Source organism: Burkholderia sp. Bp9090, from assembly GCF_003857985.1.
GTDB lineage: Bacteria > Pseudomonadota > Gammaproteobacteria > Burkholderiales > Burkholderiaceae > Burkholderia.
In genome coordinates, this window is the sequence record NZ_QTPV01000002.1 from 97,816 (window position 1) to 123,798 (window position 25,983).

Annotated in this window: 20 protein-coding genes; 16 read left to right on the top strand and 4 right to left on the bottom strand. The window is 66.8% G+C overall.

All coding sequences use genetic code 11. The features are described from left to right. Positions 1-81: 81 nt before the first annotated feature. The 9 genes from DIE16_RS02125 (at position 82) to DIE16_RS02165 (ending at position 11,947) form a co-directional block, all read left to right on the top strand. The gene (locus DIE16_RS02125; protein ID WP_006488993.1) at positions 82-615 is read left to right on the top strand and encodes a DUF5943 domain-containing protein; all 534 of its coding nucleotides are present in this window, start codon (positions 82-84) and stop codon (positions 613-615) included. 73 nt (positions 616-688) lie between these two features. Next, on the top strand, positions 689-2,752 hold the full coding sequence (locus tag DIE16_RS02130; RefSeq protein ID WP_044844361.1) for an NADH:flavin oxidoreductase: 2,064 nt from the start codon (positions 689-691) through the stop codon (positions 2,750-2,752). A 3-nt stretch (positions 2,753-2,755) separates the two neighbouring features. Then, a complete protein-coding gene (locus tag DIE16_RS02135) occupies positions 2,756-4,681 on the top strand; it encodes a (Fe-S)-binding protein (protein ID WP_124891675.1) in 1,926 nt (641 codons plus the stop codon). A gap of 4 nt (positions 4,682-4,685) precedes the next feature. Beyond that, positions 4,686-5,855, top strand: coding sequence for an electron transfer flavoprotein subunit alpha/FixB family protein (locus tag DIE16_RS02140; RefSeq protein WP_124521487.1), 1,170 nt, complete (start codon positions 4,686-4,688; stop codon positions 5,853-5,855). Next, positions 5,852-6,637 (top strand): electron transfer flavoprotein subunit beta/FixA family protein, encoded by a 786-nt coding sequence (locus DIE16_RS02145; protein WP_044844358.1) that lies wholly within the window; start codon positions 5,852-5,854, stop codon positions 6,635-6,637. The genes DIE16_RS02140 and DIE16_RS02145 overlap by 4 nt, the downstream gene beginning before the upstream one ends. A gap of 52 nt (positions 6,638-6,689) precedes the next feature. Continuing rightward, positions 6,690-7,931, top strand: a complete 1,242-nt coding sequence (locus DIE16_RS02150; RefSeq protein ID WP_044844357.1) for an aromatic ring-hydroxylating dioxygenase subunit alpha — start codon at positions 6,690-6,692, stop codon at positions 7,929-7,931. A 27-nt stretch (positions 7,932-7,958) separates the two neighbouring features. Then, the gene (locus DIE16_RS02155; RefSeq protein ID WP_124521490.1) at positions 7,959-9,107 is read left to right on the top strand and encodes a hybrid-cluster NAD(P)-dependent oxidoreductase; all 1,149 of its coding nucleotides are present in this window, start codon (positions 7,959-7,961) and stop codon (positions 9,105-9,107) included. A 144-nt stretch (positions 9,108-9,251) separates the two neighbouring features. Then, entirely contained in the window at positions 9,252-10,115 is an 864-nt protein-coding gene (locus DIE16_RS02160) for a glycine betaine ABC transporter substrate-binding protein (protein ID WP_044844355.1), read from the top strand. Positions 10,116-10,291: 176 nt separating this feature from the next. Further along, positions 10,292-11,947 carry an APC family permease gene (locus DIE16_RS02165; RefSeq protein ID WP_124521492.1) on the top strand — a complete coding sequence of 552 codons (1,656 nt, stop codon included), beginning with the start codon at positions 10,292-10,294 and terminating at the stop codon, positions 11,945-11,947. Positions 11,948-12,097: 150 nt separating this feature from the next. On the opposite strand, the gene purU is transcribed toward DIE16_RS02165, so the two are convergent. Both purU and DIE16_RS02175 read right to left on the bottom strand, forming a co-directional pair. Next, the gene (gene purU, locus DIE16_RS02170; RefSeq protein ID WP_124485154.1) at positions 12,098-12,985 is read right to left on the bottom strand and encodes a formyltetrahydrofolate deformylase; all 888 of its coding nucleotides are present in this window, start codon (positions 12,983-12,985) and stop codon (positions 12,098-12,100) included. A gap of 460 nt (positions 12,986-13,445) precedes the next feature. Beyond that, positions 13,446-14,372, bottom strand: a complete 927-nt coding sequence (locus DIE16_RS02175; protein WP_124521494.1) for a choline sulfate utilization transcriptional regulator — start codon at positions 14,370-14,372, stop codon at positions 13,446-13,448. Between the two features lie 202 nt (positions 14,373-14,574). Between DIE16_RS02175 and betC the strand changes: the two genes are divergently transcribed. The 7 genes from betC to DIE16_RS02215 all read left to right on the top strand — a co-directional run bounded on the left by betC (position 14,575) and on the right by DIE16_RS02215 (position 24,217). Next, entirely contained in the window at positions 14,575-16,110 is a 1,536-nt protein-coding gene (gene betC, locus DIE16_RS02185; RefSeq protein ID WP_124485156.1) for a choline-sulfatase, read from the top strand. A gap of 43 nt (positions 16,111-16,153) precedes the next feature. Next, positions 16,154-17,125, top strand: coding sequence for a choline ABC transporter substrate-binding protein (choX, locus tag DIE16_RS02190; protein WP_124891676.1), 972 nt, complete (start codon positions 16,154-16,156; stop codon positions 17,123-17,125). Positions 17,126-17,381: 256 nt separating this feature from the next. Beyond that, the gene (locus DIE16_RS02195; protein WP_124485158.1) at positions 17,382-18,521 is read left to right on the top strand and encodes a porin; all 1,140 of its coding nucleotides are present in this window, start codon (positions 17,382-17,384) and stop codon (positions 18,519-18,521) included. Between the two features lie 226 nt (positions 18,522-18,747). Then, a complete protein-coding gene (locus tag DIE16_RS02200) occupies positions 18,748-19,998 on the top strand; it encodes an MFS transporter (protein ID WP_124485159.1) in 1,251 nt (416 codons plus the stop codon). 586 nt (positions 19,999-20,584) lie between these two features. Continuing rightward, positions 20,585-22,780, top strand: coding sequence for a TonB-dependent siderophore receptor (locus DIE16_RS02205; protein ID WP_124891677.1), 2,196 nt, complete (start codon positions 20,585-20,587; stop codon positions 22,778-22,780). A 46-nt stretch (positions 22,781-22,826) separates the two neighbouring features. Beyond that, complete coding sequence (locus DIE16_RS02210) at positions 22,827-23,510, top strand: Fe2+-dependent dioxygenase (protein WP_124492195.1); 684 nt, start codon at positions 22,827-22,829, stop codon at positions 23,508-23,510. A 56-nt stretch (positions 23,511-23,566) separates the two neighbouring features. Further along, on the top strand, positions 23,567-24,217 hold the full coding sequence (locus tag DIE16_RS02215; RefSeq protein WP_409333441.1) for a PepSY-associated TM helix domain-containing protein: 651 nt from the start codon (positions 23,567-23,569) through the stop codon (positions 24,215-24,217). An 18-nt stretch (positions 24,218-24,235) separates the two neighbouring features. Here DIE16_RS02215 and DIE16_RS02220 read toward each other — a convergent pair whose 3' ends face one another. Together DIE16_RS02220 and DIE16_RS02225 are read right to left on the bottom strand one after the other, a co-directional pair. After that, entirely contained in the window at positions 24,236-24,604 is a 369-nt protein-coding gene (locus DIE16_RS02220; RefSeq protein ID WP_124485163.1) for a YbjQ family protein, read from the bottom strand. A 119-nt stretch (positions 24,605-24,723) separates the two neighbouring features. Further along, positions 24,724-25,977 (bottom strand): M20/M25/M40 family metallo-hydrolase, encoded by a 1,254-nt coding sequence (locus DIE16_RS02225; protein WP_124891678.1) that lies wholly within the window; start codon positions 25,975-25,977, stop codon positions 24,724-24,726. Positions 25,978-25,983: the final 6 nt, after the last annotated feature.

Here is a 25,983-nt window from a genome sequence, read left to right on the forward strand (position 1 = left end):
GGCGCCTGTCGCGCGGGCACGCGGACGATGTCGTGCCTGCGCCTGAGCCGCGCGGCCAATTTTCCTCACGGAGTCACCACGATGCAACCGCAACTGCCGATCAACGTCGATCCCGATACCGGCGTCTGGACCACCGACGCGCTGCCGATGCTGTACGTGCCGCGCCACTTCTTCACGAACAACCACGTCGCCGTCGAGGAAGCGCTCGGCGTCGAGGCGTATGCCGAGATCCTCTACAAGGCCGGCTACAAGTCCGCGTACCACTGGTGCGACAAGGAAGCGAAGCTGCACGGCCTCACCGGCATGGCGGTGTTCGAGCACTACCTGAAGCGCCTGTCGCAACGCGGCTGGGGCCTGTTCTCGATCATCGAGGCCGATCCGGCCAGCGCACGCGCGAAGATCGAGCTGCGCCACTCGTCGTTCGTGCTCCAGCAGCCGGGCAAGGAAGGCAAGCTCTGCTACATGTTCGCGGGCTGGTTCGCCGGCGCGATGGACTGGGTCAACGACACGACGCCGGAAGGCAAGGGCGCGCCGCGCGCGCAGTCGAAGGAAGTGCAGTGTGCGGCCGAGCACCACGATCACTGCGTCTTCGAAGTGTCGCCGATCGCGCACTGACGCGCCGACCCGACGACACAGCAACAAACAACACCCGCAACACGAGACATTCGAACGCCAGAGGTCGCCTGCGATGCGTTATCCCCACCTGTTCAAACCCATGCAGCTGAACCAGCTGACGCTGCGCAACCGGATCGTCAGCACCGCGCACGCGGAGGTGTATGCCGAGCCGGGCGGCCTGCCGGGCGACCGCTACATCCGCTATTACGAAGAGAAGGCGAAGGGTGGCGTCGGCCTCGCGATCTGCGGCGGCTCGAGCCCCGTGTCGATCGACAGCCCGCAGGGCTGGTGGAAGTCGGTGAACCTGTCGAACGACAAGATCATCGACCCGCTCACGCGTCTCGCCGACACGATGCACAAGCACGGCGCGAAGATCATGATCCAGGCGACGCACATGGGCCGCCGCTCGTCGTTCCACGGCGAGCACTGGCCGCACCTGATGTCGCCGTCGGGCGTGCGCGAGCCGGTGCACCGCGGTAACGCGAAGATCATCGAGATCGAGGAAATCCGCCGCATCATCGGCGACTTCGCGGCCGCCGCGAAGCGCGTGAAGGCAGCCGGCATGGACGGCATCGAAATCTCCGCCGCGCACCAGCACCTGATCGACCAGTTCTGGAGCAAGCGTTCGAACCACCGCACCGACGAATGGGGCGGCAGCCTCGAGAACCGTCTGCGCTTCGGCATCGAAGTGCTGACGGCCGTGCGCGAAGCGGTCGGCAAGGACTTCTGCGTCGGCCTGCGCATGTGCGGCGACGAATTCCACGAGGACGGTCTCGATCACGAAGCGCTGAAGGAAATTGCGCAGGCGATGTCGGAGACGGGCCTGATCGACTACCTGAGCGTGGTCGGCTCGGGCGGCGACACGCACAACACGATCGCGAACTGCATGCCGCCGATGGCGCTGCCGCCGGAGCCGTTCGTGCACCTCGCGGCCGGCATCAAGTCGGTGGTGAAGATTCCCGTGATGCATGCACAGAGCATCCGCGACGCGGGCCAGGCCGAACGCCTGCTCGCGAACGGCATGATCGACCTGGTCGGCATGACGCGCGCGCAGATCGCCGATCCGCACATGGTGATCAAGATCCGCGACGGCCGCGAGGACGAAATCAAGCAGTGCGTCGGCGCGAACTACTGCATCGACCGCCAGTACAACGGCCTCGACGTGCTGTGCATCCAGAACGCCGCGACGTCGCGCGAAGCGACGATGCCGCACATCATCGAGAAGTCGCGCGGCCCGAAGCGCAAGGTGGTGGTGGTCGGCGCGGGCCCCGCGGGGCTCGAGGCCGCACGCGTCGCGAAGCTGCGCGGCCACGACGTGGTGCTGTTCGAGAAGAACGCCGAAGTCGGCGGCCAGGTGATGATCGCCGCGAAGGCGCCGCAGCGCGAACAGATGTCGGGGATCATCCGCTGGTTCGACATGGAAACCAAGCGTCTCGGCGTCGACCGGCGCCTCGGCGTCGCCGCCGACGAGAAGATGATCATGGCCGAGAAGCCGGACATCGTCGTGCTCGCGACCGGCGGTTCGAGCTTCACGTGGCAGGTGCCGGCGTGGGGCGTGGCCGAAGGTCTCGCCGTCAGCTCGTGGGACATCCTGACCGGCAAGGTCGAGCCGAAGCAGAACGTGCTGCTGTTCGACGGCGTGAGCACGCATGCGGGCGCCGGCGTGGCCGACTTCATGGCGAGCCGCGGCTCGAAGGTCGAGGTGGTGACGCCCGACGTGAAGGTGGCCGACGATTGCGGCGGCACGACGTTCCCGATCTTCTATCGCCGCCTGTACGCGCTCGGCGTGATCCCGACGCCGAACACGATGCTCGATCGCGTGTATGAGGAAGACGGCAAGATCATCGCCGTGCTGCGCAACGAATACACCGAGGAGCTGGAAGAGCGCGCGGTCGACCAGGTCGTGATCGAGAACGGTTCGTCTCCGAACGACGAGCTGTACTGGAAGCTCAAGCCGGAGTCGGTGAACCGCGGCCAGATCGATCCTCACACGCTGTTCGCGGCCGAGCCGCAGCCGTGCCTGTCGGAAGAACTGGGCAACGGCCGCTTCCTGCTGTTCCGTGTCGGCGACTGCATCTCGATGCACAACGTCCACGGTGCGATCTACGACTCGCTGCGTCTCGTCAAGGATTTCTAAAAAATGAATCCGGCTTTCCTCATTACCGCACTGCTGTGGCTGTCGGTGGCGGGGCTCGCGTTCGCGGTCGCGAAGCGCTCGTCCTACTGGCGTCTCGGGCGCGCGACGGCGCCCGGCTCGTTCGGCATCGCGAACCTGTTCGCGATCCCGAAGCGCTACTTCGTCGACCTGCATCATGTGGTCGCCCGCGATCCGTACATCGCGAAGACCCACGTCGCGACCGCCGGCGGCGCGATCGCGGCGCTCGCGCTGGTGTTCGTCAACTACGGCCTCGCGATCTACTCGCCGTGGCTCGACAAGCTGATCTTCCTCGCGGCGCTCGCGATGCTCGTCGGCGTGGTGTTCGTCTGGCGCCGCCGCGCGGCGAAGGACGTGCCGGCGCGCCTGTCGCGCGGCCCGTGGAACGCGCTGCCCTGGCTGCTCGGCTCGTTCGCGCTCGGCCTCGTGCTGTTCATGGTCGTGCCGACCGGCGCGATGTCGGGTGCGTTCGCGGTGCTCTGCGCGCTGCTGATCGGCGCCGGCGCCTTCACGATGACCGTCGGCGCCGCGAAGGGCGGCCCGATGAAGCACGCGATCGCCGGCCTGCTGCACCTTGCGTTCCACCCGCGCCAGGAGCGTTTCGCGGCCACCCGTGAATCGTTCACGGGCAATGGCACGGCCACGCCGCCGACCGCGCTGAAGCTGCCCGACATCGAGCACGAGGAGTATGGCGTCGCGAAGCCGGTCGAATTCCGCTGGAACCAGCTGCTGAGCTTCGACGCGTGTGTGCAGTGCGGCAAGTGCGAAGCCGCGTGCCCCGCGTTCGCATCGGGCCAGCCGCTGAACCCGAAGAAACTGATCCAGGATCTCGTCGTCGGGATGGCGGGCGGCACCGATGCCGCGTACGCCGGCAGCCCGACGCCGGGCCTCGCGGTCGGCCAGCATCGCGGCGAGCCGAACGGCCCGATCGTGTCGGGCCTGATCGAGGAGCAGACGCTGTGGTCGTGCACCACCTGCCGCGCATGCGTGCAGGAGTGCCCGATGCTGATCGAGCACGTCGACGCGATCGTCGACATGCGCCGCAACCGCACGCTGGTGCACGGCACGGTGCCGGGCAAGGGCCAGGAAGTGCTCGCGAACCTGCGCGAGACGGGCACGATGGGTGGCTACGACACGGCTGCGCGCTACGACTGGTCGGTCGACCTGAACGCGCCGGTCGCGCAACCGGGCAAGCCGGTCGACGTGCTGTTCGTCGCGGGTGAAGGCGCATTCGACATGCGTTACCAGCGCACGCTGCGCGCGTTCGTCAAGGTGCTGAACAAGGCGGGCGTCGACTACGCGGTGCTCGGCGGGACCGAGACCGACACCGGCGACGTCGCACGCCGCCTCGGCGACGAAGCGACGTTCCAGCAGATGGCGAAGCGCCTGATCGGCACGCTCGGCTCGCTGTCGTACAAGCAGATCGTGACGGCCGACCCGCACGTGATGCACAGCCTGCGCAACGAATACCGCGCGCTCGGGCTGCGCGTGACGGTCAAGCATCACACGACCTACCTCGCGGAGCTGGCCGACAGCGGCAGGATCGCGCCGAAGGCGGTCGAGTCGCTGCGCGAGAAGCGCACCACGTATCACGACCCGTGCTACCTCGGCCGCTACAACGGCGAGACGGAATCGCCGCGCAAGCTGCTGAAGACGATCGGCATCCAGGTCGTCGAGATGGAGCGCAACGGCATGCGCGGGCGCTGCTGCGGCGGTGGCGGCGGTGCGCCGCTGACCGACATCCCGGGCAAGCAGCGTATTCCCGACATCCGCATCGCCGACGCGCGCGCGATCGGCGCGGACGTGGTCGCGGTCGGTTGCCCGAACTGCACGGCGATGCTCGAAGGCGTCGTGGGCCCGCGCCCCGACGTGCTCGACGTGGCCGAACTCGTTGCCGCCTCGCTGGAGTGAATCGATGAACACGATCAAACGAATCGATCCGCGCCGGCCGTTCATCATCACGGCCGCGGGCCTGAAGCGCATCACGCTCGGCGAGGAAGGCAGCGCCGACGCGAGCGCCGCGCAGTGGTCCGCGCACGGCCACGGCGCCGCGGCCGCGAAGCCGCGCCGCGCGGTGCAGGACCCGAAGCACGTGATGCTGGTGGTGGCGCACGCCGAGCGCGGCGCGCTCGACGACCATGCGCGGCAGGCGATCGCCGCCGCCGCGGTGCTCGCCGACGCGCAGACCGAAGTCGCGCTGCTGGCATTCGGCGAACTGAAGGATGACGCCGCCGAACTCGGCGTCGACAAGCTGATCGAGCTGGCCGACTTCGACCGTCGCGCCTTCGCGCCCGAAAGCGAATTGCAAGCCTTGCAGGCATGCGCCGCGGCGCTCGCGCCGAAGCACGTGTTCGTGCCCGACAACGCGACCGGCGACGGCGATCTCGGCCGGCGGTACGCGGCGGCCGCCGGCGCGAGCGTCGCGACCCACGTGGTCGAGATCGACGCGAAGCATGTCGGCGCGTATGCGCAGGCCGGCCGCGCGTTCGCGACGCGCGGGCTGCCCGACGTGATCCTGCTCGCGCAGAACGCGGTCGAGGCGAAACTGCCGTTCGTCGGCGCCGGCGAGCGCCTGGCCGCCGACTTCATCCGCCCGGCCGGAGACGCGGCGCAGCCATACCGCGATCTCGGCCTCGAGGAAATCGACGCGGCGCAGGTCGCGCTGGAGGAAGCCGACTTCATCGTGTCGGCCGGCAACGGCGTGTCCGACATCGGCGCGTTCGAGCAACTGGCCGGCGCGTTCGGCGCGGCGATCGGCGCGAGCCGCGTCGCGGTCGACAACGGTCACTTCACGCGCGACAAGCAGGTGGGCGCGACCGGCAAGACGGTCGAGGCGAGCGTGTACATCGCGTTCGGCATCTCGGGCGCGGTGCAGCACTTGCAGGGGATCAAGGACTGCCGTCACGTGATCGCGGTGAACCTCGACGGCAGCGCGCCGATCGCGAAGCGCGCGAACCTGACGGTGGTGGGCGACGCGCAGGCGACGATCGCCGCGCTGATCGAACAGGTGCAGGCCGCGCGCGCGTCGCGCGGACAATCGCCGGCCGCGGTCGGCTCGCGTGAAACCGAAGGAGTCGCAGCATGAACGCCCCCCGCCAGTTGCAACGCATCGCGGTGCTCGTGTCCGTCGGCCGGCACCCCGTCAGCGGCACCGCGCGCTACAGCCGCAACGACGCGGCCGCGCTCGAGGTCGGCCGCCAGCTCGCGGAGCGGCATCGCGCGCAGCTCGACGTGATCCATGCGGGCGATCCCGCGAATGAAGCGCTTGCTGAATATCTCGCGCTCGGCGCGCGGCAGGTCGAGGTGCTGGCCTGCCACGACGGCGACGATGCCGCGCATGCGCTCGCCGCGCGCGTCGAAGGCTACGACCTCGTGCTGACCGGCACGCGCGCCGAGGGCGCGTACGACACCGGGATGCTGCCGTATCGCGTCGCCGCGGCGCTCGGCTATCCGCTCGTCGGCTCGGCCGTCGACGTGACGGTCGACGGCGGCCGCGCGGCGGTCCGGCAATTCTTGCCGAAAGGGCTGCGGCGGCGCGTCGACGCGGCGCTGCCGGCCGTCGTCGCGGTCCATCCGCTCGCCAACGTGGCGCCGCGCTACGCGTATGCGCGGCTGCGGGCCGGCGCGATCCGCCCGGCACTCACGTCGACCGGCGCGGACGCCGATGCGGCGGCCTGGAAGGTCGGCCCGATCGAGCGTAAACCCGTAAAGCTGGTCGCCGCCGAGAAGCGCTCGGGGCATGCCCGGATGCTGTCCGCGACCACGACCGAAAGCCGCGGCGGCAACGTCGTAAATGAAGGGAGTTCAGTCGAAAAAGCACAAGTGATCCTCGCGTATTTGCGCGAGCATCAGCTCATCGACTACTGATTTTGATGCCTGTCGGCAACCACACTGGGACGCAAGGAATCCGGAGCAAACGATGAAAGTATCGGCAGACATTCGTGCACTGATCGAGCGACGCAAGGAAGGTTACAGCCTCGAGGCGCCGTTCTACACGAGCGAGGACATCTTCGCCCTCGACATGGAGGCGATTTTCCGCCAGCACTGGATCCAGGTCGCGGTCGAACCGGACATTCCCGAGCCGGGCGACTACGTGACCGTGGAACTGGGCAGCGACTCGATCCTGATCGTGCGCGACGACGACATGGAAATCCGCGCGTTCCACAACGTGTGCCGCCACCGCGGCGCGCGCCTGTGCAACGAGGATAAGGGCTCGGTCGGCAACATCGTGTGCCCGTACCACAGCTGGACCTACAACCTGACCGGCCAGCTGATGTTCGCCGAGCACATGGGCGAGAAGTTCGACCGCTGCAAGCACAGCCTGAAGTCGGTGCACGTGCAGAACCTCGCGGGCCTGATCTTCATCTGCCTCGCCGAGGAGCCGCCGGTCGATTTCGCGCAGCTGCGCGCCCAGATGGAGCCGTATCTGCTGCCGCACGATCTGCCGAACACGAAGATCGCCGCGCAGATCGACATCATCGAGGAAGGCAACTGGAAGCTCACGATGGAGAACAACCGCGAGTGCTATCACTGCGTCGCGAACCATCCCGAGCTGACGATCTCGCTGTACGAATACGGCTTCGGCTACCAGCGCTCCGACGCGAACGCCGAAGGCATGGACGCGTTCGCTGAAACCTGCGTGCGCCGCGGCAAGGAGTGGGCCGAGATGGGCCTGCCGTCCGCCGAAATCGAAAAGCTGCTCGACGTGACGGGCTTCCGCACGCAGCGCCTGCCGCTCGACCGCCACGGCGAATCGCAGACGCTCGACGCGAAGGTCGCATCGAAGAAGCTGCTCGGCCAGTTCGACCAGGCCGACCTCGGTGGCCTGTCGTTCTGGACGCAGCCGAACTCGTGGCATCACTTCATGAGCGATCACATCGTGACGTTCTCGGTGATTCCGCTGTCGGCCGGCAAGACGCTCGTGCGCACCAAGTGGCTCGTCCACAAGGATGCGAAGGAAGGCATCGACTACGACGTGAAGAACCTGACGGCCGTGTGGAACGCGACCAACGACCAGGATCGCGCGCTCGTCGAATTCTCGCAGCGTGGCGCGACCAGCAGCGCATACGAGCCGGGCCCGTATTCGCCGTACACGGAAGGTCTCGTCGAAAAATTCTCGGCCTGGTACATCGGCCGGCTCGCCGAAAAAATCGGCGCGTAGTACAGCAGACAGCAAGTGGAGCTACACATGATGCGAGATTCGGCCAATTTCGAGCCGGTGGACAGCCGGGTGACGCACCCGGCGTTCTGGAGCGCGCTGCCCGAGCGCTGGACGAGCGACGTCGAGGAAACGCTGGTGTGCTGCCACGTGCGTCAGGAAACCCACGACGTGAAGAGCTTCTTCTTCCGTTCGCCGCAAGGCCGTGCGTTTTCCTTCGAGCCGGGGCAGTTCATCACGCTCGAACTCGACATCGACGGCGAGACGATCAACCGGTGCTACACGATCTCGTCGTCGCCCGCGCGGCCGCACACGATCTCGATCACGGTGAAGCGCGTGCCGGGCGGCAAGGTGTCGAACTGGCTGCACGACAACCTGCAGCCGGGCGCGTCGGTTCGCGTGCTCGGCCCGGCCGGCGAATTCACGTGCGCGCGGCATCCGGCGCGCAAGTACCTGTTCCTGTCGGCCGGTTCGGGCGTCACGCCGCTGATGTCGATGAGCCGCGCGCACCATGATCTCGCCGAGGATCGCGACATCCTGTTCGTGCACAGCGCACGTACGCCGGACGACATCATCTTCGCGCGCGAGCTCGACCTGATTGCGTCGAACCATACGAATTTCCGCACGTCGTTCGTCGTCGAGCGCGTCGGTGCACGCACCAACTGGCCGGGCGTCACGGGCTTCCTGACGCTGCCGCTGCTGAAGCTGATCGCACCGGACTTCATGGAGCGCGAGATCTTCACGTGCGGCCCCGCGCCGTACATGAAGGCCGTGCGCGACCTGCTCGACGAAGCCGGCTTCGACCGCAAGCAGTATCACGAGGAAAGCTTCTCGTTCGAGACGCTCGCGCAGACCGCGAGCGACGAGGTGATCGCCGAACTCGCGCCGGCGGCCAACGACGGCGACGTCGCGACGAAGCAGTACACGGTCAGCTTCGCGAAGAGCAATCGCGAGATTTCGTGCGGCTCCGAGCAGCACGTGCTCGACGCGGCGCGCCAGTCCGGCGTGCGGCTGCCGGCGTCGTGCACGCAGGGCATGTGCGGCACCTGCAAGGTGAAGCTCGTGTCGGGGCAGGTCGAGATGAAGCACAACGGCGGCATCCGCCAGCGCGAGATCGATCAGGGGATGGTGCTGCTGTGCTGCAGCAAGCCGCTGTCGGATCTCGTGATCGACAAGTAGTCGTATCGAGCCATCGCCGGTCCGGGCGCGTCGCGTTGCGTCGCCTCCGGACAAGCATCCGTCGGAAAACAACGATACCGCGGATTTGTGGTTGAAGAACCTAGAGAGACAACGCGCACGGTGCGCATTTCAAGGAGATCGACCATGAAGTTGTTCGGAAAACTGCTGTGGACCGGCGCACTGTCGGCGATGGTGGCATTGAGCGCGTCGGCGCTCGCGGATACGAAGCCCACGCTGAAGATCGGTTACGTCGAAGGCTGGGACGACAGTGTGGCGACGTCGAACGTCGCGGCACGCGTGATCGAGAAGAAGCTCGGTTACCAGGTCCAGCTCGTGCCGGTGGCTGCCGGGATCATGTGGCAGGGCGTGGCGCGCGGCGACCTCGATGCGACGCTGTCCGCATGGCTGCCCGTCACGCACGGCTCCTACTGGGGCGAATACAAGTCGAAGGTCGTCGATCTCGGCGCGAACTTCCCTGACGCGAAGATCGGCCTGATCGTCCCCGACTACGTGAAGGCGAAGAGCATCGAAGATCTGAATGCCGAGAAAAGCAGCTTCGGCGGCCGGATCGTCGGCATCGATGCGGGTGCGGGCGTGATGCGCAAGACCGACGAAGCGATCAAGAGCTACGGCCTCAGCTACACGCTGATGCCGAGTTCGGGCAGCGCGATGACGGCCGAGCTGTCGCGCTCCGTCGGCGCGAACAAGCCGGTGATCGTGACCGGCTGGGCGCCGCACTGGATGTTCGCGAAGTGGAAGCTGCGCTTCCTCGAGGATCCGAAGAAGGTGTTCGGCGGCGCGGAGCACGTCGACAGCGTCGCGAACCCGCAGCTCGAAACGAAGGCCAAGCCGGTCGTCGCGTTCCTGAAGAAATTCCAGTGGAAGCCGGGCGAGATCGACAGCGTGATGCTCGCGATCCAGAACGGTTCGAAGCCGGAAGCGGCCGCCGATGCATGGATTGCCGCGCATGCGGACCGCGTGAATTCGTGGACTGAAGGCGCCCAGTAAGACCGCGGCGATTTGTCGCGCGAATCATAAAAAAATAGACCGGGAATGTTTGCAGGAATCCGAAGTAATAGGAATTTCATGCAAGCATATCCCGGTTTTCTTTTACTGATTCTGCAAAAAAGCGCGTAACTTGTTACACTAGCGCCCTTGTGCGGAGTCATCACAGGAGGAATTGGATGAGTCAGGCAGGACTGCGTGCTAATCGCACCAGTGACGTTGAGGCAACCATCTCACATGATTCGACGGGCCACACGCTGCATCGTGGCCTGACTTGGAAAGACGCATTCTGGGTGACGAGCGGCGTGCCGGCAGGCGTGCTGTTCACGATCGGCGGCGTATGCGCGACGATCGGCCAGCCCGCGTGGGCGATCTGGATCGCCGCGATCACGATGGGGCTGATTCAAAGCGCGACTTATGCGGAAATATCGGGACTATTTCCCCATAAATCGGGCGGCGCGTCGGTATACGGCGCGATCGGCTGGGTCCGTTACAGCAAGCTGATTGCCCCGGTTTCCGTGTGGTGCAACTGGCTCGCGTGGTCGCCGATGCTTGCGCTCGGCTGCGGCCTCGCGGCGAGCTATGCGCTCACGAGTCTCTTTCCCGCCGACGCGGCGGTGCTGCACTGGCAGTTCAAGGTTGCGGATCTCGGGTTCATCAAGCCGGGTCTTTCCCTGCGGATCAACGCGACGTTCATCATCGCGACGATTCTGCTTCTCATCACGTTCAAGCTTCAGCACAGCGGTGCATCGAAGGCCGCGCGCACGCAGCGCATTCTCGGCATCGCGTCGCTCACGCCGCTGCTGATCGTCGGCATCGTGCCGTTCGTCACCGGCGACGTGCCGATGTCGAACCTGCTTCCGCTGCTGCCGCTCGGTCATGACGCTCAAGGCAACCTCACGACCGCGACCTTCGGTTCGTGGAACGGGCAGGGCGTGACGATGGCGCTCGGCGCGATGTTCATGGCCGGCTGGGCGTCGTACGGCTTCGAAACGGCGGTCTGCTACACGCGGGAATTCCGCGATCCGCGTCGCGACACCGCGAAGGCGATCTTCTGGTCGGGCGCGCTGTGCCTCGTCGTGATGACGCTCGTGCCGATGGCGTTCCAGGGCGCGCTCGGCACGCAGGCGATGCTCGACCCGGCGATCGGCGACGGCACCGGCGTCGCGGCCGCGATGGCGAAGATCGTCGGTGGCGGTGCGTGGGTCGCGAACGCGGTCGTCGTGATGCTGATGCTGTCGATCCTGCTGATCGTGATGACGTCGATGATGGGCTCGTCGCGCACGCTGTACCAGGCATCGGTCGACGGCTGGCTGCCGAAGTACCTGTCGCACGTGAACGAGCACGGCTCGCCCACGCGCGCGATGTGGACCGACCTCGGCTTCAACCTCGTGTTGCTGATGATGTCGGACTACATGACGGTGCTGGCGATCTCGAACGTCTGCTACATGCTGTTCGTATTCCTGAATCTCCAGTCGGGCTGGATCCACCGGATGGACCGCGGCAACTGGGATCGGCCGTTCCGCTGCCCGACCTGGCTGCTCGTCGCCGGCTCGGTCTGCGGCTACGCGAACCTCGTCTATGTCGGCGCGGGCGCGAACCTGCAGGGCGAAGGCACGCTGCGCAACGGGCTGATCGCGATGCTGCTGATCGTGCCGGTGTTTCTCTATCGTCACTACTGGCAGGATCGCGGCCGTTTCCCCGCGCAGATGCAGCGCGACATGGAACTCGAAGTGCCGAAGCGCGCGATGTGGCTGAATCTGATGCCGTATGCGGCGCTGGTCGGTGCTGCGCTGACGATCTGGCTGTCGTACTACTTCGCGTGGGTGAAGTAAGCATCTGAACGCGGCACGCGCGTCGCGCGACGAACCCGGACACCGCACCCGGGGCCGTTGCGCGACGCGTCGAACGCAACGCGATAAAAAACCCGACCGGCAGATGCTGCCGGTCGGGTTTTTTGTTGGCTGCGCGCCGAACGGATGCGCTTACGGAAACACCACCGTCCGGTCGCCGTTCAGGAACACTCGCCGCTCGATGAACGCCTTCACCGCGCGCGCGAGCGTGATGCACTCGACGTCGCGGCCCACCGCGAGCAATTGCTCCGGACGCAGCGCATGATCGACGCGTTCGACCACCTGCTCGATGATCGGGCCTTCGTCGAGATCGTCGGTCACGAAGTGCGCGGTCGCGCCGATCAGCTTCACGCCGCGGGCATGCGCCTGGTGATACGGCTTCGCGCCCTTGAAGCCGGGCAGGAACGAGTGATGGATGTTGATTGCGCGGTTCGCGAGCTTCGCGCTGGTTTCCTGCGACAGCACCTGCATGTAGCGCGCGAGGATCACGAGTTCGGCGCCGCTCGACTCGAAGAAGTCGAGCCACTGCGCTTCCTGCTGCGCCTTGGTGTCGGCCGTGATCGGGAAGTGGCGGAACGGCAGCCCGTGCTGCGTGGCGAGCGGTTCGAAGTCCGGATGGTTCGACACGATGCCGACGATGTCCATCTTCAGTTCGCCCATCCGCCAGCGGAACAACAGGTCCGCGAGGCAGTGCTCGAGTTTCGACACCATGATCAGCACCTTCGGGCGCGCGTTCACGTCGTGGATCGCCCATTGCGTGTCGCCGTCACCGCCGCCGCCGAGCGCGGTCGCGATCGGACCGAACTCCTGGCGCAGCGCGTCGATCTGCAGCGTTTCATCCGTCGGATGAAACACGCAGCGCACGAAGAAGTGGTTGCTGAGATCGTCGTCGAACACGTTCAGCGCATCGACGTAGCAGCGATGGCGCTCGAGAAAGCCGACGACGGCGGCGACCTGGCCGGCCGCGCTCGGGCACGACAGCGTCAGGACGAATTGATCGGGGCGTGAGTCGGCGGTCATGAGATTCCTCGGATGTCAGGGAACGCAACGCGCGCGGCGGCGCGACGGGGCGCCACGCTACGCGGGTAGCGGGAGGCTCAAGTAAATCAGGACGATTCGGGCGCGGATAGAACCAACCCGCCGTGTGGCTGGTATCGGCGCGCCAGCGCCGCGGGGCGGTGGCGAGGCTTGAGGCGGGGGTTTTGGGGACGCTGGGCGGGGCGGGCGCGGCTGGTCCAGCGAGCGTCAGGCGGTGCAGCCGTAGCCGGTCCAGCGAGCGTCAGGCGGTGCAGCCGCAGCCGGTCCGGCGAGCGTCGGGCGGCGCAGTCGTACCGGCTCCAGCGGGCGTCAGGCGGTGCAGGCACAGCCGCTCCATCGGACGTCAGGTGGGGCAGGCGCAGCCAGTCCAGCGCGCGTCGGATGGGACAGCCGCAGCCGCTCCAGCAAGCGTCAGGCAGCGCTCCGCCGGCCAGCCGCCCGCTCAAGCCGGCGCGCACGCGTCCAGCAGCCAGCGCCGGAACACATGTGTCGCGTCCGGCTCGGGCCGCTGCGGCGGCCGCACGAGGAAGTAGCCGCGCGACGTGACGACGGGCGCGTCGACGAGCTTCACGAGCTGCCCGGTCGCGACGAGCTCGTCGACGAGCGGCGACCAGCCGAGCGCGACGCCGTCGCCGAGCAGCGCCGCGTGGATCACCAGCGCATAGCTGTTGAAGGTCACGCCGCGCGCGGCGGCCGGCGCCTCGAGGCCGTGCGCGTCGAACCAGCCGGCCCACGACAGCCAGCGTTCGGGGCGCGTCGCCTGCACGTGCAGCAGCGGCAGCGCCTGCAGGTGCTCGGGCCGCGCGACGTGCGCGTGCGCGGCGCGGAACGCCGGCGAGCAGACGGGCGTGACCGATTCGGGAAAGAGCCGCGCGGCCGTGCACGACGGCCAGTGGCCGTCGCCGAACAGAACCGCGATGTCGGCGTGGTCGCGCTGCGCGTCGTAATCCTGCGAGGTGACGACCCGCACGTCGACGTCCGGCATCACGCGCTTCAGGCCGGAGAGGCGCGGCATCAGCCAGTAGGTCGCGAAACCGAAATCCGTGACGATCGTGAGCGCGCCGTGCTCGCGGCGCGCGCGCAGCGTCGCGGTGGCGCCGCGCAGCGTGTCGAGGCTCAGCCGCACGGCTTCGTACAGGCACTGGCCGTCGCTCGTCAGCGTGACGCCGCGCGGGCTGCGCTCGAACAGCGGCACGCCGAGTTCCGCTTCGAGCTGGAACACCTGCTGGCTCACGGCCGGTTGCGTCGAGCCGAGCTCGCGCGCGGCGGCCGTGAAGCTCTGGAGACGGGCGGCCGATTCGAACGCGCGCAGCGCCTGCATCGACGGTAACGGTTCGGATTTCGACATAAGTCTCTCTAATGGCCTCATAAGGGCCGGACGCCTTCCCGCGCGAATTCGGGCGGGGGATAGTGCTTCGGACGGCACGGCGCCGCGCCAGGCCTTCCGCGATTCTAGCCAGTCGCGGCCGGTGCGCGCGGCACTTTCTTCAGGCTGCGTCCGTCATGCCGGCCGTGTCGCCGCCCGAGCGTCGCGCCGCTCCATTCGAACACCGATTTCCCCAAGACCGCCGATGACGAACCCGACTCCCAACATCCTGATCCTGATGGCCGACCAGCTGACGCCGTTCGCGTTGCCGGCCTACGGCAACCGCGTCGCGCGCACGCCGACGCTCGACCGGCTCGCGGCGCAAGGCGTGGTGTTCGACGCCGCGTATTGCGCGAGCCCGCTGTGCGCGCCGTCGCGCTTCTCGCTGCTGACCGGCAAGCTGCCGTCGGGTATCGGCGCCTACGATAACGCCGCCGAATTGCCGGCGCAAACGCTGACTTTCGCGCACTACCTGCGCGCGGGCGGCTACCGGACGATGCTGTCCGGCAAGATGCATTTCTGCGGACCCGACCAGCTGCACGGCTTCGAGGAACGGCTCACGACCGACATCTATCCGGCCGACTTCGGCTGGGTGCCAGACTGGGACCGCCCGACCGAGCGGCCGAGCTGGTATCACAACATGAGTTCGGTGCTCGAGGCCGGCCCGTGCGTGCGCACGAACCAGCTCGATTTCGACGACGAAGTCACGTTCGCGGCGAAGCAGAAGCTGTACGACGTCGCGCGCGAGCGCGCGGCCGGTCATGACGCGCGGCCGTTCTGCATGGTCGTGTCGCTCACGCATCCGCACGATCCGTACGCGATCACGCGCGAATACTGGGATCTGTACCGCGACGACGAGATCGACATGCCGGCCGTGCGGCTCGATGCGCAGCAGAGCGATCCGCATTCGCAGCGGCTGCGCTTCGTCTGCGAAAACGACCGCACGCCGCCGACCGACGCGCAGATCCGCGCCGCGCGCCGCGCGTACTACGGCGCGACGTCCTATGTCGACGCGCAGTTCGGCAGCGTGCTGGCCGCGCTCGAGCAATGCGGCTTCGCCGACGACACGATCGTGATCGTCACGTCCGACCATGGCGACATGCTCGGCGAGCGCGGACTCTGGTACAAGATGACGTTCTTCGAAGGCGGCTGCCGCGTGCCGCTGATCGTCCACGCGCCGGGCCGCTTCGGTGCCGCCCGCGTGCGCGGGCCGGTGTCGCACGTCGATTTGCTGCCGACGCTCGTCGACCTCGCCGGCGCGGCGCCGGCCGGCGGCTGGCCGGACCCGGTCGACGGCGCGAGCCTCGTGCCGCATCTGCAAGGCGCGCCCGCGCACGACGTCGCGCTGGGCGAATACCTTGCGGAAGGGGCGGTTGCGCCGGTCGTGATGATCCGCCGCGGCGACTGGAAATACGTACATTGCCCGGCCGATCCCGACCAGCTCTACAACCTCGCCGACGATCCGCGCGAGCGCACGAACCTGGCCGGCCTGCCGGAAGCCGCCGGCGTGCTCGCCGCATTCCGCGAGGAGGCCGCGCGCCGCTGGAACCTGCCGGAACTCGACGCGCAGGTGCGCGCGAGCCAGCGGCGGCGCCGCTTCCATTACGCGGCGACGACGCAGGGCCGCATCCAGGCGTGGGACTGGCAGCCGTTCACCGACGCGAGCCAGCGCTACATGCGCAATCACATCGAACTCGACACGCTCGAAGCGATGGCGCGCTTTCCGCGCGTCGGGCGCTGAACGGGCCGCAGCGGACATTGACGAACGACGGAGGAAGCGAATCATGAAACGGCAATGCAATGCAGCAATCCGGAGTATGGGCACCGCGCTCGCCGCGGCTGCGTGCGTGGTGGCGATGCAGCAGCCCGCGCGCGCCGCCGACCCGCAGACGTGCCGCGACGTGAAGATGGCGGCGCCCGGCTGGACCGACATCGACGCGACGAACGCGATGGCCGGTGTCGTGCTGAAGGCGCTCGGCTATCGACAGGACGTCGCGAACCTGTCGGTGCCGATCACGTACCAGGGCTTGAAGAAAGGGCAGGTCGACGTGTTCCTCGGCAACTGGATGCCCGCGCAGGCGCCGCTCGTGAAGCCGTTCGTCGACGAGAAGTCGATCGACGTGCTGCACGCGAACCTGAACGGCGCGAAGTTCACGCTGGCGGTGCCCGACTACGTCGCGGCGGCCGGCGTGCACACGTTCGCCGATCTCGCGCGCTACGCGGACCGCTTCGGCGACAAGATCTACGGGATCGAGCCCGGCGCGCCCGCGAACCAGAACATCAAGCGGATGCTGTCCGACCATGTGCTCGGCGCGGCGAACTGGTCGCTCGTCGAATCGAGCGAGACGGGGATGCTCACGCAGGTCGAGCGCGCGGTGCGCGACAAGCGCTGGATCGTCTTTCTCGCCTGGGAGCCGCACCTGATGAACACGAAGTTCAAACTGACCTACCTGTCGGGCGGCGACGCGTATTTCGGCCCGAACTACGGCGGCGCGACGGTCAACACGGTCACGCGCGCGGGCTTTGCCGGCCAGTGCGCGAACCTCGCGCGGCTGTTCAGGCAGATGACGTTCTCCGTCGACGTCGAGAACCGGATGATCGCCGACATGCTCGACCACAAGACGTCGCCCGCGCTCGCGGCCCAGCATGCGCTGAAGGCCGATCCAGCGCTCGTCGAAGCGTGGCTCGACGGCGTTACCACGGCGGCCGGCGCCCCCGCGTTGCCGGCCGTGCGCGCGGCCCTCGACGCCCGCTGACAGCCTCCGCGCGGCCGGTTTCTCGCCGCGCCGCCCGCCTCCGTGTTTTCCCGAACGGTCGCATCGAGACCATTTGGTGTCGCCTTCAGACGGGTGACCTGAAATATGGGTTTGTATTTTTCGCCAATGGCTGCGTTATTGCGGAAAACGAAATGCCGAAGCCAGCGGACGTACCGAATTCGAATCAGCCGGCGTATTGCTGTGCGCGCCAGGCCACGGTTCTTTCCATCGAAGGGTTCAGGGAGGGTGGTCGACAATGAAGCAAAAGAAAGTTGCCGTAGCCGCCGCGCTGGCATGCGCGGCCTGTATTCCCGCCATCGGCCACGCGCAGAGCAGCGTGACGCTGTACGGGATTCTCGACGCGGGCATCACATACGTGAACAACACGGGCGGTTCGCACGTGGTCAAGTTCGATGACGGCGTCTCGTACGGGAACCGCTTCGGCCTGAAAGGCACGGAAGATCTCGGCGGCGGCCTGAAGGCCGTGTTCGCGCTCGAGAGCGGTTTCCACCTCGGCAACGGGCAGCTCGGCTTCGGCGGGGCGGAGTTCGGGCGGCAGGCTTATGTCGGTCTCCAGAACGATTGGGGCACGCTGTCGTTCGGCAACCAGCTCGACATCACCAACGAGCTCGTGTCGATCTACAACATCTCGGCATGGGGCAGCGGCTACGCGATCCACCAGGGCGACTTCGACCGCTTCAACGGCGACCGCCTGCCGAACTCGGTCAAGTTCCTGTCGAACGACCTGAACGGCGTCAAGTTCGGCGCGATGTATTCGTTCGGCAACGTCGCCGGCAACTTCCACCGCAACAGCGCATGGAGCGCGGGCGCGAGCTACACGAAGGGCGACTTCTCGATCGGCGCCGCGTACACGCGCCTGAACAACCCGAACGGCATCTACGCGTTCGACCCGTACGCGATGATCGGCACGCATACGTTCCTCGGCCAGCAGACCGTGACCGTCGATCCGGCGACCGGCGCGCGCACCGACCTGTTCGCGAACACCGCGATGGACGTCGACAGCCAGGGCACGTTCGGCGTCGGCACCAGCTACACGATCGGCAAGCTGACGCTCGACGCGAACTTCTCGTACACGACGATCAAGGGTTTCGGCCAGTCGTCGCACATGCAGGTGTATGAAGGCGGCGGCTTGTACCAGTTCACGCCGGCGCTGAGCTTCATCGCGGGCTACCAGCACACGCGCTTCGAAGGCCACCACTGGAACCAGGGCACGGCCGGCCTGCACTACCTGCTGTCCAAGCGCACCGATGTGTACATCTCCGGCGATTACCTGCGCGCGTCGCAGGGCGTCGATGCGGTGGTCGGCTACAGCTTCACGCCGTCGACGACGCAGACGCAGGCCGACGTGCGAATCGGGATGCGGCATTCGTTCTGAGCGGGGTGAGGTAGTTTTTTCGACGTCTTCAGCGAGGTCTCTCTTTGGCGCGAACCGTGGTTCGCGCTTTTTTTTTTTGCGGCGCGAGGCAACGTCGTGCGGTGTGCGCCATCCTTGCCCGCGTCCGGCGAGCATCCGGCAAGGTTTCGTTGGTTGAAGCTATCATCGCGCTTTGGCCGCATCGCGTATCGGCGATCGCCGGCCTTCCCTCCATGACGTCTCGCCGATGACCACCCCGTTACCCGAATCCACTTCGCCGTCGCCGTTACCCGCCAACCTGTTCCGCCACACACCGTTCCAGCGCTTCTGGGGCACGCGCGTGATGTCGTCGCTCGCTTTCCAGATCCTGTCGGTCGCGATCGGCTGGTACGTCTATGCGCTCACGCACAGCGCATTCGCGCTCGGGCTCGTCGGGCTTGCGCAGTTCGTGCCGATGTTCGCGCTGACGCTCGTCGTCGGGCAGGTGGCCGACCGCTACGACCGCCGGCGCATCGCGACGATCTGCCAGGGCGTCGAGGCGCTGGCCGCCGGCGTATTCCTGTTCGGCGCGGCGCAAGGCGGGCTCACCGCCCCGGGCGTGTATGCGCTGGCCGCGATCGTCGGCACCGCGCGTGCGTTCGAATCGCCGTCGGTGTCGTCGCTGTTGCCGGCCGTCGTGCCGCGCGGCGACCTGCCGCGCGCGACCGCACTGTCGACGTCCGCGAACCAGGCCGCGCAGATTCTCGGGCCCGCGTTCGGCGGGGTGCTGTATGGCGTCGGCGCGCCCGCGGCGTTCGGCACGAGCGTCGTGGCGTTCGCGATCGCGGCCATCCTGAGCGGCACGATTCCGCTGCGCAGTGCGCCGCCGGCGCGCGAACCGGTCACGCTGCGGTCGGTGTTTTCCGGCATCGCGTTCATCCGGCGCGAACCGGCGATCCTCGGCGCGCTGTCGCTCGACCTGTTCGCGGTGCTGTTCGGCGGCGCGACCGCGCTGCTGCCGATCTACGCGCGCGACATCCTGCAGGTTGGCCCGTGGGGGCTCGGCGCGTTGCGCGCGGCGCCGGCGGTCGGCGCGCTCGCAGGCACGCTGTGGCTCACGCGCTTTCCGCTGAAAGGGCGGCCGGGCCGCGCGATGTTCGGCGGCGTGATCGCGTTCGGCATCGCGACGATCGTGTTCGGGCTGTCACGCAATTTCGTGGTGTCGCTCGTCGCGCTGGCGGCGCTCGGCGCATCGGACGTGGTGAGCGTCGTCGTGCGCCTGTCGCTCGTGCAGCTGCGCACGCCCGACGACATGCTCGGCCGCGTGAGCGCGGTCAACTCGCTGTTCATCGGTACGTCGAACCAGCTCGGCGAATTCGAATCCGGCGTGACGGCTGCGTGGTGGGGCGCGCCGGTGGCGATCGTCGTCGGCGGCGCGGCGACGATCGCCGTCGCGCTGACATGGATGCGGTTGTTCCCGACCTTGCGGAACATGACGTCGCTGGAGCGCGATCATTGAGTCGACGTCAGCGGGGCGATGCGTTTACCGTTCACGGGAAACCGGCCTCATTCGCCGCAATTAATTTCAAATTGCTTTCTTGTTTCAATCGAATTCCAAACGGCATTCAGGTCGGATAATCGTCTGAACAATCAATCCGGTGCTGTCGTTTCTCGCGATGCGGGGTACCGGAGCTGAAAGCGGTGCTGGCATCATCGAGCCCACCGCGGTGGGAATCCGAAAAGAGGCTGATACTTCAGTGCCTTGCTGCACAAGGCTCCCAGCCCTGAATTTGTCAGACTGAATATCCCGATAAATTACAAAAGCCATTCATATAATTACATAAAAGTTTCCGTAATTTTTCGAAACATCGTTCTTCCGTATGACGAAGCGGGTATCGATTGAAACGAAAAGAAATATCTGGAATGATACCGATTCTCATTTTCATGACCGCGGCGACGACTGCGCTGCCGGTCACTCGTCAACCGTAGCCAGCTATGTCGCCGTCGGTCTGATCGTCGGCGGCCAGCGAGCCAGCGTATCCGTGCCTCGTGCGCGCGTCGCCGCGCGTCCACGCGGGGCGGTTTCAAATTCCGACTGGATTTTCATGCCGAACAAGACCCCGTTCGCGAGTGCGCTCGCGCTGGCCTTTGCTTTGCCTATCGCTTCGCCTGCATTCGCGCAGGGCACGAGCGCCGAATCGGCGCCGGCCGTCACCGCGAAACCGGGCAGTGCGACGCCGGCCGCGAGCGACACGCTGCCGACGGTCAACGTGTCGGGGCAGGCCGTGCATCAGGACTTCCAGGCCGAGCGTTCGAGCGTCGGCGCGAAAACCCCCACCGCGCTGCGCGACATTCCGCAGTCGGTCACGGTGATCAACAAGGCGCTGCTGGAATCGCAGGGGCTCACGTCGTTCCAGGACGCGCTGCGCAATGCGCCGGGCATCACGATCGGCGGCGCGGAAGGCGGGCAGATCGGCAACAACATCAACCTGCGCGGCTTCACCGCGCAGAACGACATCTATCTCGACGGCTTCCGCGACCGTAACCAGTACTACCGCGACACGTTCGATCTCGATTCGGTCGAGGTGCTGTACGGCCCGTCGTCGATGCTGTTCGGGCGCGGCTCGACGGGCGGCGTGATCAACCAGGTGTCGAAGAAGGCGAACGTGAAGCCGTCCGCCGAAGTGTCGACGACGATCGGCACCGACGACCACTACCGCGCGAGCGTCGACCTGAACCGGCCGCTCGGCGCGACCTCCGCGTTCCGCATCAACGCGTTCGGCCAGTCGCTCGGCTCGACGCGCGACGTGATGAAGAACAAGGACTACGGAATCGCGCCGGAGCTGCGCTTCGGCATCGGCACGCCGACGGAGATCACGCTGTCCGCGCTGATCCAGCACAACTACGACATGCCGGACTACGGCGTGCCCGCGGTCAACGGCCATCCGGCGCCGGTATCGAAGCACACGTTCTACGGCCTCACCGACGACCGCACGATCCAGGACGTGCAGACGGTGTCCGCGCGCATCGATCATCGCGTCAACGACGCGCTGACGATCAGCAACCGCACGTCGTTCTCGCACTCGATGACCGATGCGCGCGAGACGGCCGCGAACGCGGTGCTGACCGGGCCGCTCGCGTCGAGCACCGCGCTCGCGAACGGCAACTACACGTCGTTGCCGATGTCCGCGCTGTACGTGAAGCTTGCGAGTCACGATCGCGTGATCGAAAACCATTCGGTCGACAACGACACGATGGCGCATTTCAAGTTCGACACGGGCTTCGTGAAGCACGACCTGATCGCGGGCGTCGAGGTCGGGCACGACAGCTACACGAACCAGGCGTACACGCGCAGCGGCCTGCCGATCCTGTCGCTGATCGATCCGGCCTATCTGTCGTCGAGCGCGTCCAACGCGACGCAGACGCCGGCCAATCACGCTGAATCGGGCGCGACGACGCTCGCCGCGTACATGAACGACACGGTATCGATCGGCCGCGACTGGAAGTTCGTCGGCGGGCTGCGCTGGGATCGCTTCCAGGCGCATCTCGCGAACACGGTGAGCGCGCCGCGCTACGCGTCGCAGACCAACTACTTCACGAGCGTGCGGGCCGGCGTGATCTACCAGCCGACCGAATCGCAGTCGTACTACTTCTCGTACGGCACGTCGTTCAACCCGTCGCTCGAGACGCTGACGGTCACGAACAACACGCAGAACCTGTCGCCGGAACACACGAAGTCGTACGAGGTCGGCGCCAAGTGGGATCTGCTGAACGACAACCTGTCGGTCACGTCGGCGCTGTTCCAGCAGGAGAAGAGCAACGCGCGCACGCTGACGTCGACGGGCGAATACCTGCTCGAGGGCGACATTCGCGTGCGTGGCTTCCAGGCGAGCGTGACGGGCCACATCACGCCGAAGTGGCAGGTGTTCGGCAGCTATACGTACATGAACGGCGTGATCCTGAGCGCGCTCGACGGCACCCAGGGCAAGACGCTCGCGAATACGCCACGCAACACGTTCACGCTGTGGACCACGTATGCGTTCACGCCGCACTGGGAAATCGGCGGCGGCCCGACCTACATGTCGGGTCGCTACGCGGCGAACACGAACTACGTGCAGGTGGGCGGCTATACGCGCTGGGATGCAACGGCCGCGTATCACGCGAAGCAGTGGGACCTGCGCCTGAACCTGCTGAACCTGACCGACAAGTTCTATTACGATGCGCTGATCCAGTCGGACGGCGGCCGCGCGGTGCCGGGCGTCGGACGCACGTTCCTCGCGACGCTCGACTACCGGTTCTGACCGCACGCGTGCGATCGCCGCGCCATTCGATGAAAAAGGTGGAACGATGCTTGTACACATCCCGAACGTGCTGACACCCGAGCAGGTGCGCACGGTGCGTGACCGGCTCGACCAGGCGGGCGACGCGTGGGTCGACGGCCGCGCGACGGCCGGCTACACGGGCGCGCCGGTCAAGCGCAACCAGCAGATCGCCGAGCATGCGCCGATTGCGCGCGAACTGGGCGACGCGATCCTCGCCGCGGTCGAGCGCAATCCGCTGTTCATCAGCGCGGCGCTGCCGAACCAGGTCTATCCGCCGCTCTTCAACCGCTACGAAGGCGGGATGACGTTCGGCAGTCACGTGGACGGCGCGGTGCGCGTGCTGCCGAACGGCGTGAAGCTGCGCACCGACGTGTCGGTCACGCTGTTCCTGTCCGCGCCTGACGAATACGACGGCGGCGAACTCGTGATCGAGGACGCGTATGGCGTGCAGCAGGTCAAGCTGCCCGCGGGCGACATGATCGTCTATCCGGCGACGAGCCTGCACCAGGTCACGCCGGTCACGCGCGGCGTGCGCGTCGCGAGTTTCTTCTGGGTGCAGAGCCTCGTGCGCAGCGATGCACAGCGGGCGCTGCTGTTCGACATGGACACGGCGATCCAGCGGCTCAACGCCGGCGGCGCCGATACGCAGGCTTGCCGCAGCCTGGTCGGCTGCTACCACAATCTTCTGAGAATCTGGAGCGAGACGTGAGCGTTGCCGATCCCATCGACATCGACGCGGCATCCGCGTCCCGCATCGCGCCGGGCATGCGCCCGGCCGGCTCCGGCGGCGCGCGTTCGCGCCGCGGCACCTTCATCAAATGGCTGCGCAAGGTGCACGGCTGGATCGGCCTGTGGGGCGCGGCGCTCGGCCTGCTGTTCGGCACGACGGGCTTCCTGCTGAATCATCGTGCGCCGCCGCTGCGCATCCAGACCGGCGCGCCGCGCGTCGAGACGTTGCGGCTCGGCGTGCCCGATCCGCGGCCCGCGTCACCGCGCGAGCTCGAGCAATGGCTGCGTGCGCAACCGGATCTGCATCTGCCCGAACGCATGGGCCGCGTGCAGAAGGAGCCCGCGCATCCGGTCGCATGGGGCGACCGCGAAACCGTGCAGCCCGAGCACTGGCAACTCGTGTTCGCGTCGCCGCATGAAAACGTCGCGGTCGACTACTGGGTCGGCAGCGACACGATGACGCTCAAGCGTATCGGTAACGGCACGCTCGCGTGGCTGACTAACCTGCACAAGGGCGTCGGGACGAGCATCGGCTGGGTGCTGCTCGTCGATACGCTCGCGGGCGCGCTGGTCCTGCTGTCGCTCACCGGCGTGCTGTTGTGGACGGAGCTGAACAAGCGCAAGACGATCGGCGTGGTGCTCGTGATCGGCTCGATCGTCGCGATCGTGTGTGCGGCCGGCGCATAAGCGCATAACGGCTGACGGTCAGACGCCGGCGTCGCGCGCGACCTGTACGGCCGTGCCGTAGCAGATGACTTCCGTGACGCCGGACCCGATCTCGGTCGAGTCGTAGCGCATCGCGACGATCGCGTTCGCGCCGAGCTTGCGCGCGTCGGCGAGCATCTTGTCGAACGCCTGCTGGCGCGCCTTCTCGCACAGCGACGTATAGAGCGTGATGTTGCCGCCGAAGATGGTTTGCAGCGCCGCGCCGAACGAGCCGACGATCGAGCGCGAACGCACGATGATGCCCTGTGCGACGCCGAGCGAGCGGACGATCGTGTGGCCGGGCAAATCGAATGCGCTCGTGACGTGCTCGGGCGAGAGGGCGTCGACGGAGCGGGAGAAATCGGTCATGGCGGAGCACCGTGGTGCGGAAGTGGTCGAACGACGATTCTATCCGGAACGGGAAACGTGCTCGACCGGGCGCGCATGACGCATGCGCGCCCGGTGCGACTCGCGCCGGCCGAGGCCGGTCAGCGCTTGACGGTCGTACTGCCGTCGCCGCCGAGATCGACCGCATACGCAAGCGCCAGCTTGCCGAACTTCAGCGCGTGGTTCGCCTGCCGGTCCGAATTCTCCAGCGTGTCGTTCACGGTATGGATATAGGGACTGTCGTTCTGGTCGGCCTCGAACGGGAACGACGCCGGATAGCCTTGCGCATGCCACGACGCGTGATCCGAGCACGCATAGCCGCATTGCGACGTGCCGATCGCGAGCTCGGGCAGGTAGGTCTTCGCGAGGTTCGTCAGGTAGGTGTTCTGCGCGGCGTTCGTGTAGTCGGTGATCAGGTAGATGTCTTTCGGATCGCCCTGGTAGTTCGTCATGTCGAGCTGCAGCACGCCGACCACGTTCGCGTTCTGCGTGCGGAACTGCTTCGCGATCGCCTTCGACCCGAGCAGGCCGGCTTCCTCGGCCGCGTAGCCGACGAACTTGATCGTCCGTTTCGGCCGGTAGCCGTTCGCGAGCAGCACGCGCAGCGCTTCGGTCAGGCTGGCGATGCCGGACGCATCGTCGTCGGCGCCGGGCGAGCGCGTGTTTTCCGTCGTGCGGCCGACCGTCGAATCGAGGTGGCCGCCCAGCACGATCGTGCCCGAGGCCGGATTGCTGCCGCGGATCGTCAGGATCACGGATTTTTGCGGAAAGCCCGCATGCGTGAACTGCTCGACGGCGATGTCGGTGCGCGAACCGGCCAGTTGCCGCCACTGCAGCGCGAGCCAGTCCGACGCGGCGACGCCGTGCGACGTCGTGTAGTAGCGGTTCGTGAAGCCGGACAGCGACGTGATCGTGCCGACGATGTTGCTGGCCTGCAGCTGCTGGATCCAGGCCTTGATCTGCGGCGCGTTCGATAGCTGGTAGGCGGGCACGGCCGCCTGTTTCGCGAGTGCTGCGGGTACCGGCTGCAAAGCCTGCCGTGCGTCGTCGAACGAGTCGTGCACGATGTAGCCGGGCCCGTGGCCGCGCGCATGGTGGACAGCATGGGCGAGTTCGCCGAGTCGTGAATCGTCGATCTCGACGATATGCACGGTTTCGCGGCGCACGGCGCCGTCGGCCGTCTTGCCGGCGTCGACCACCGTGCTGTACTGCGCGGTTGCGCTCGCATCGATGCGTTGAAGCTGGCGGAACGCGGTGTCGCCGAGCGTGATCCACACCGGCGTCGCGTGCGCGGCGGCGGTCAGCAGCATGACGCCAAGCGCGGCGCTCAGGCGGGTCAATGTCAGAGTAGGCATGTTCGA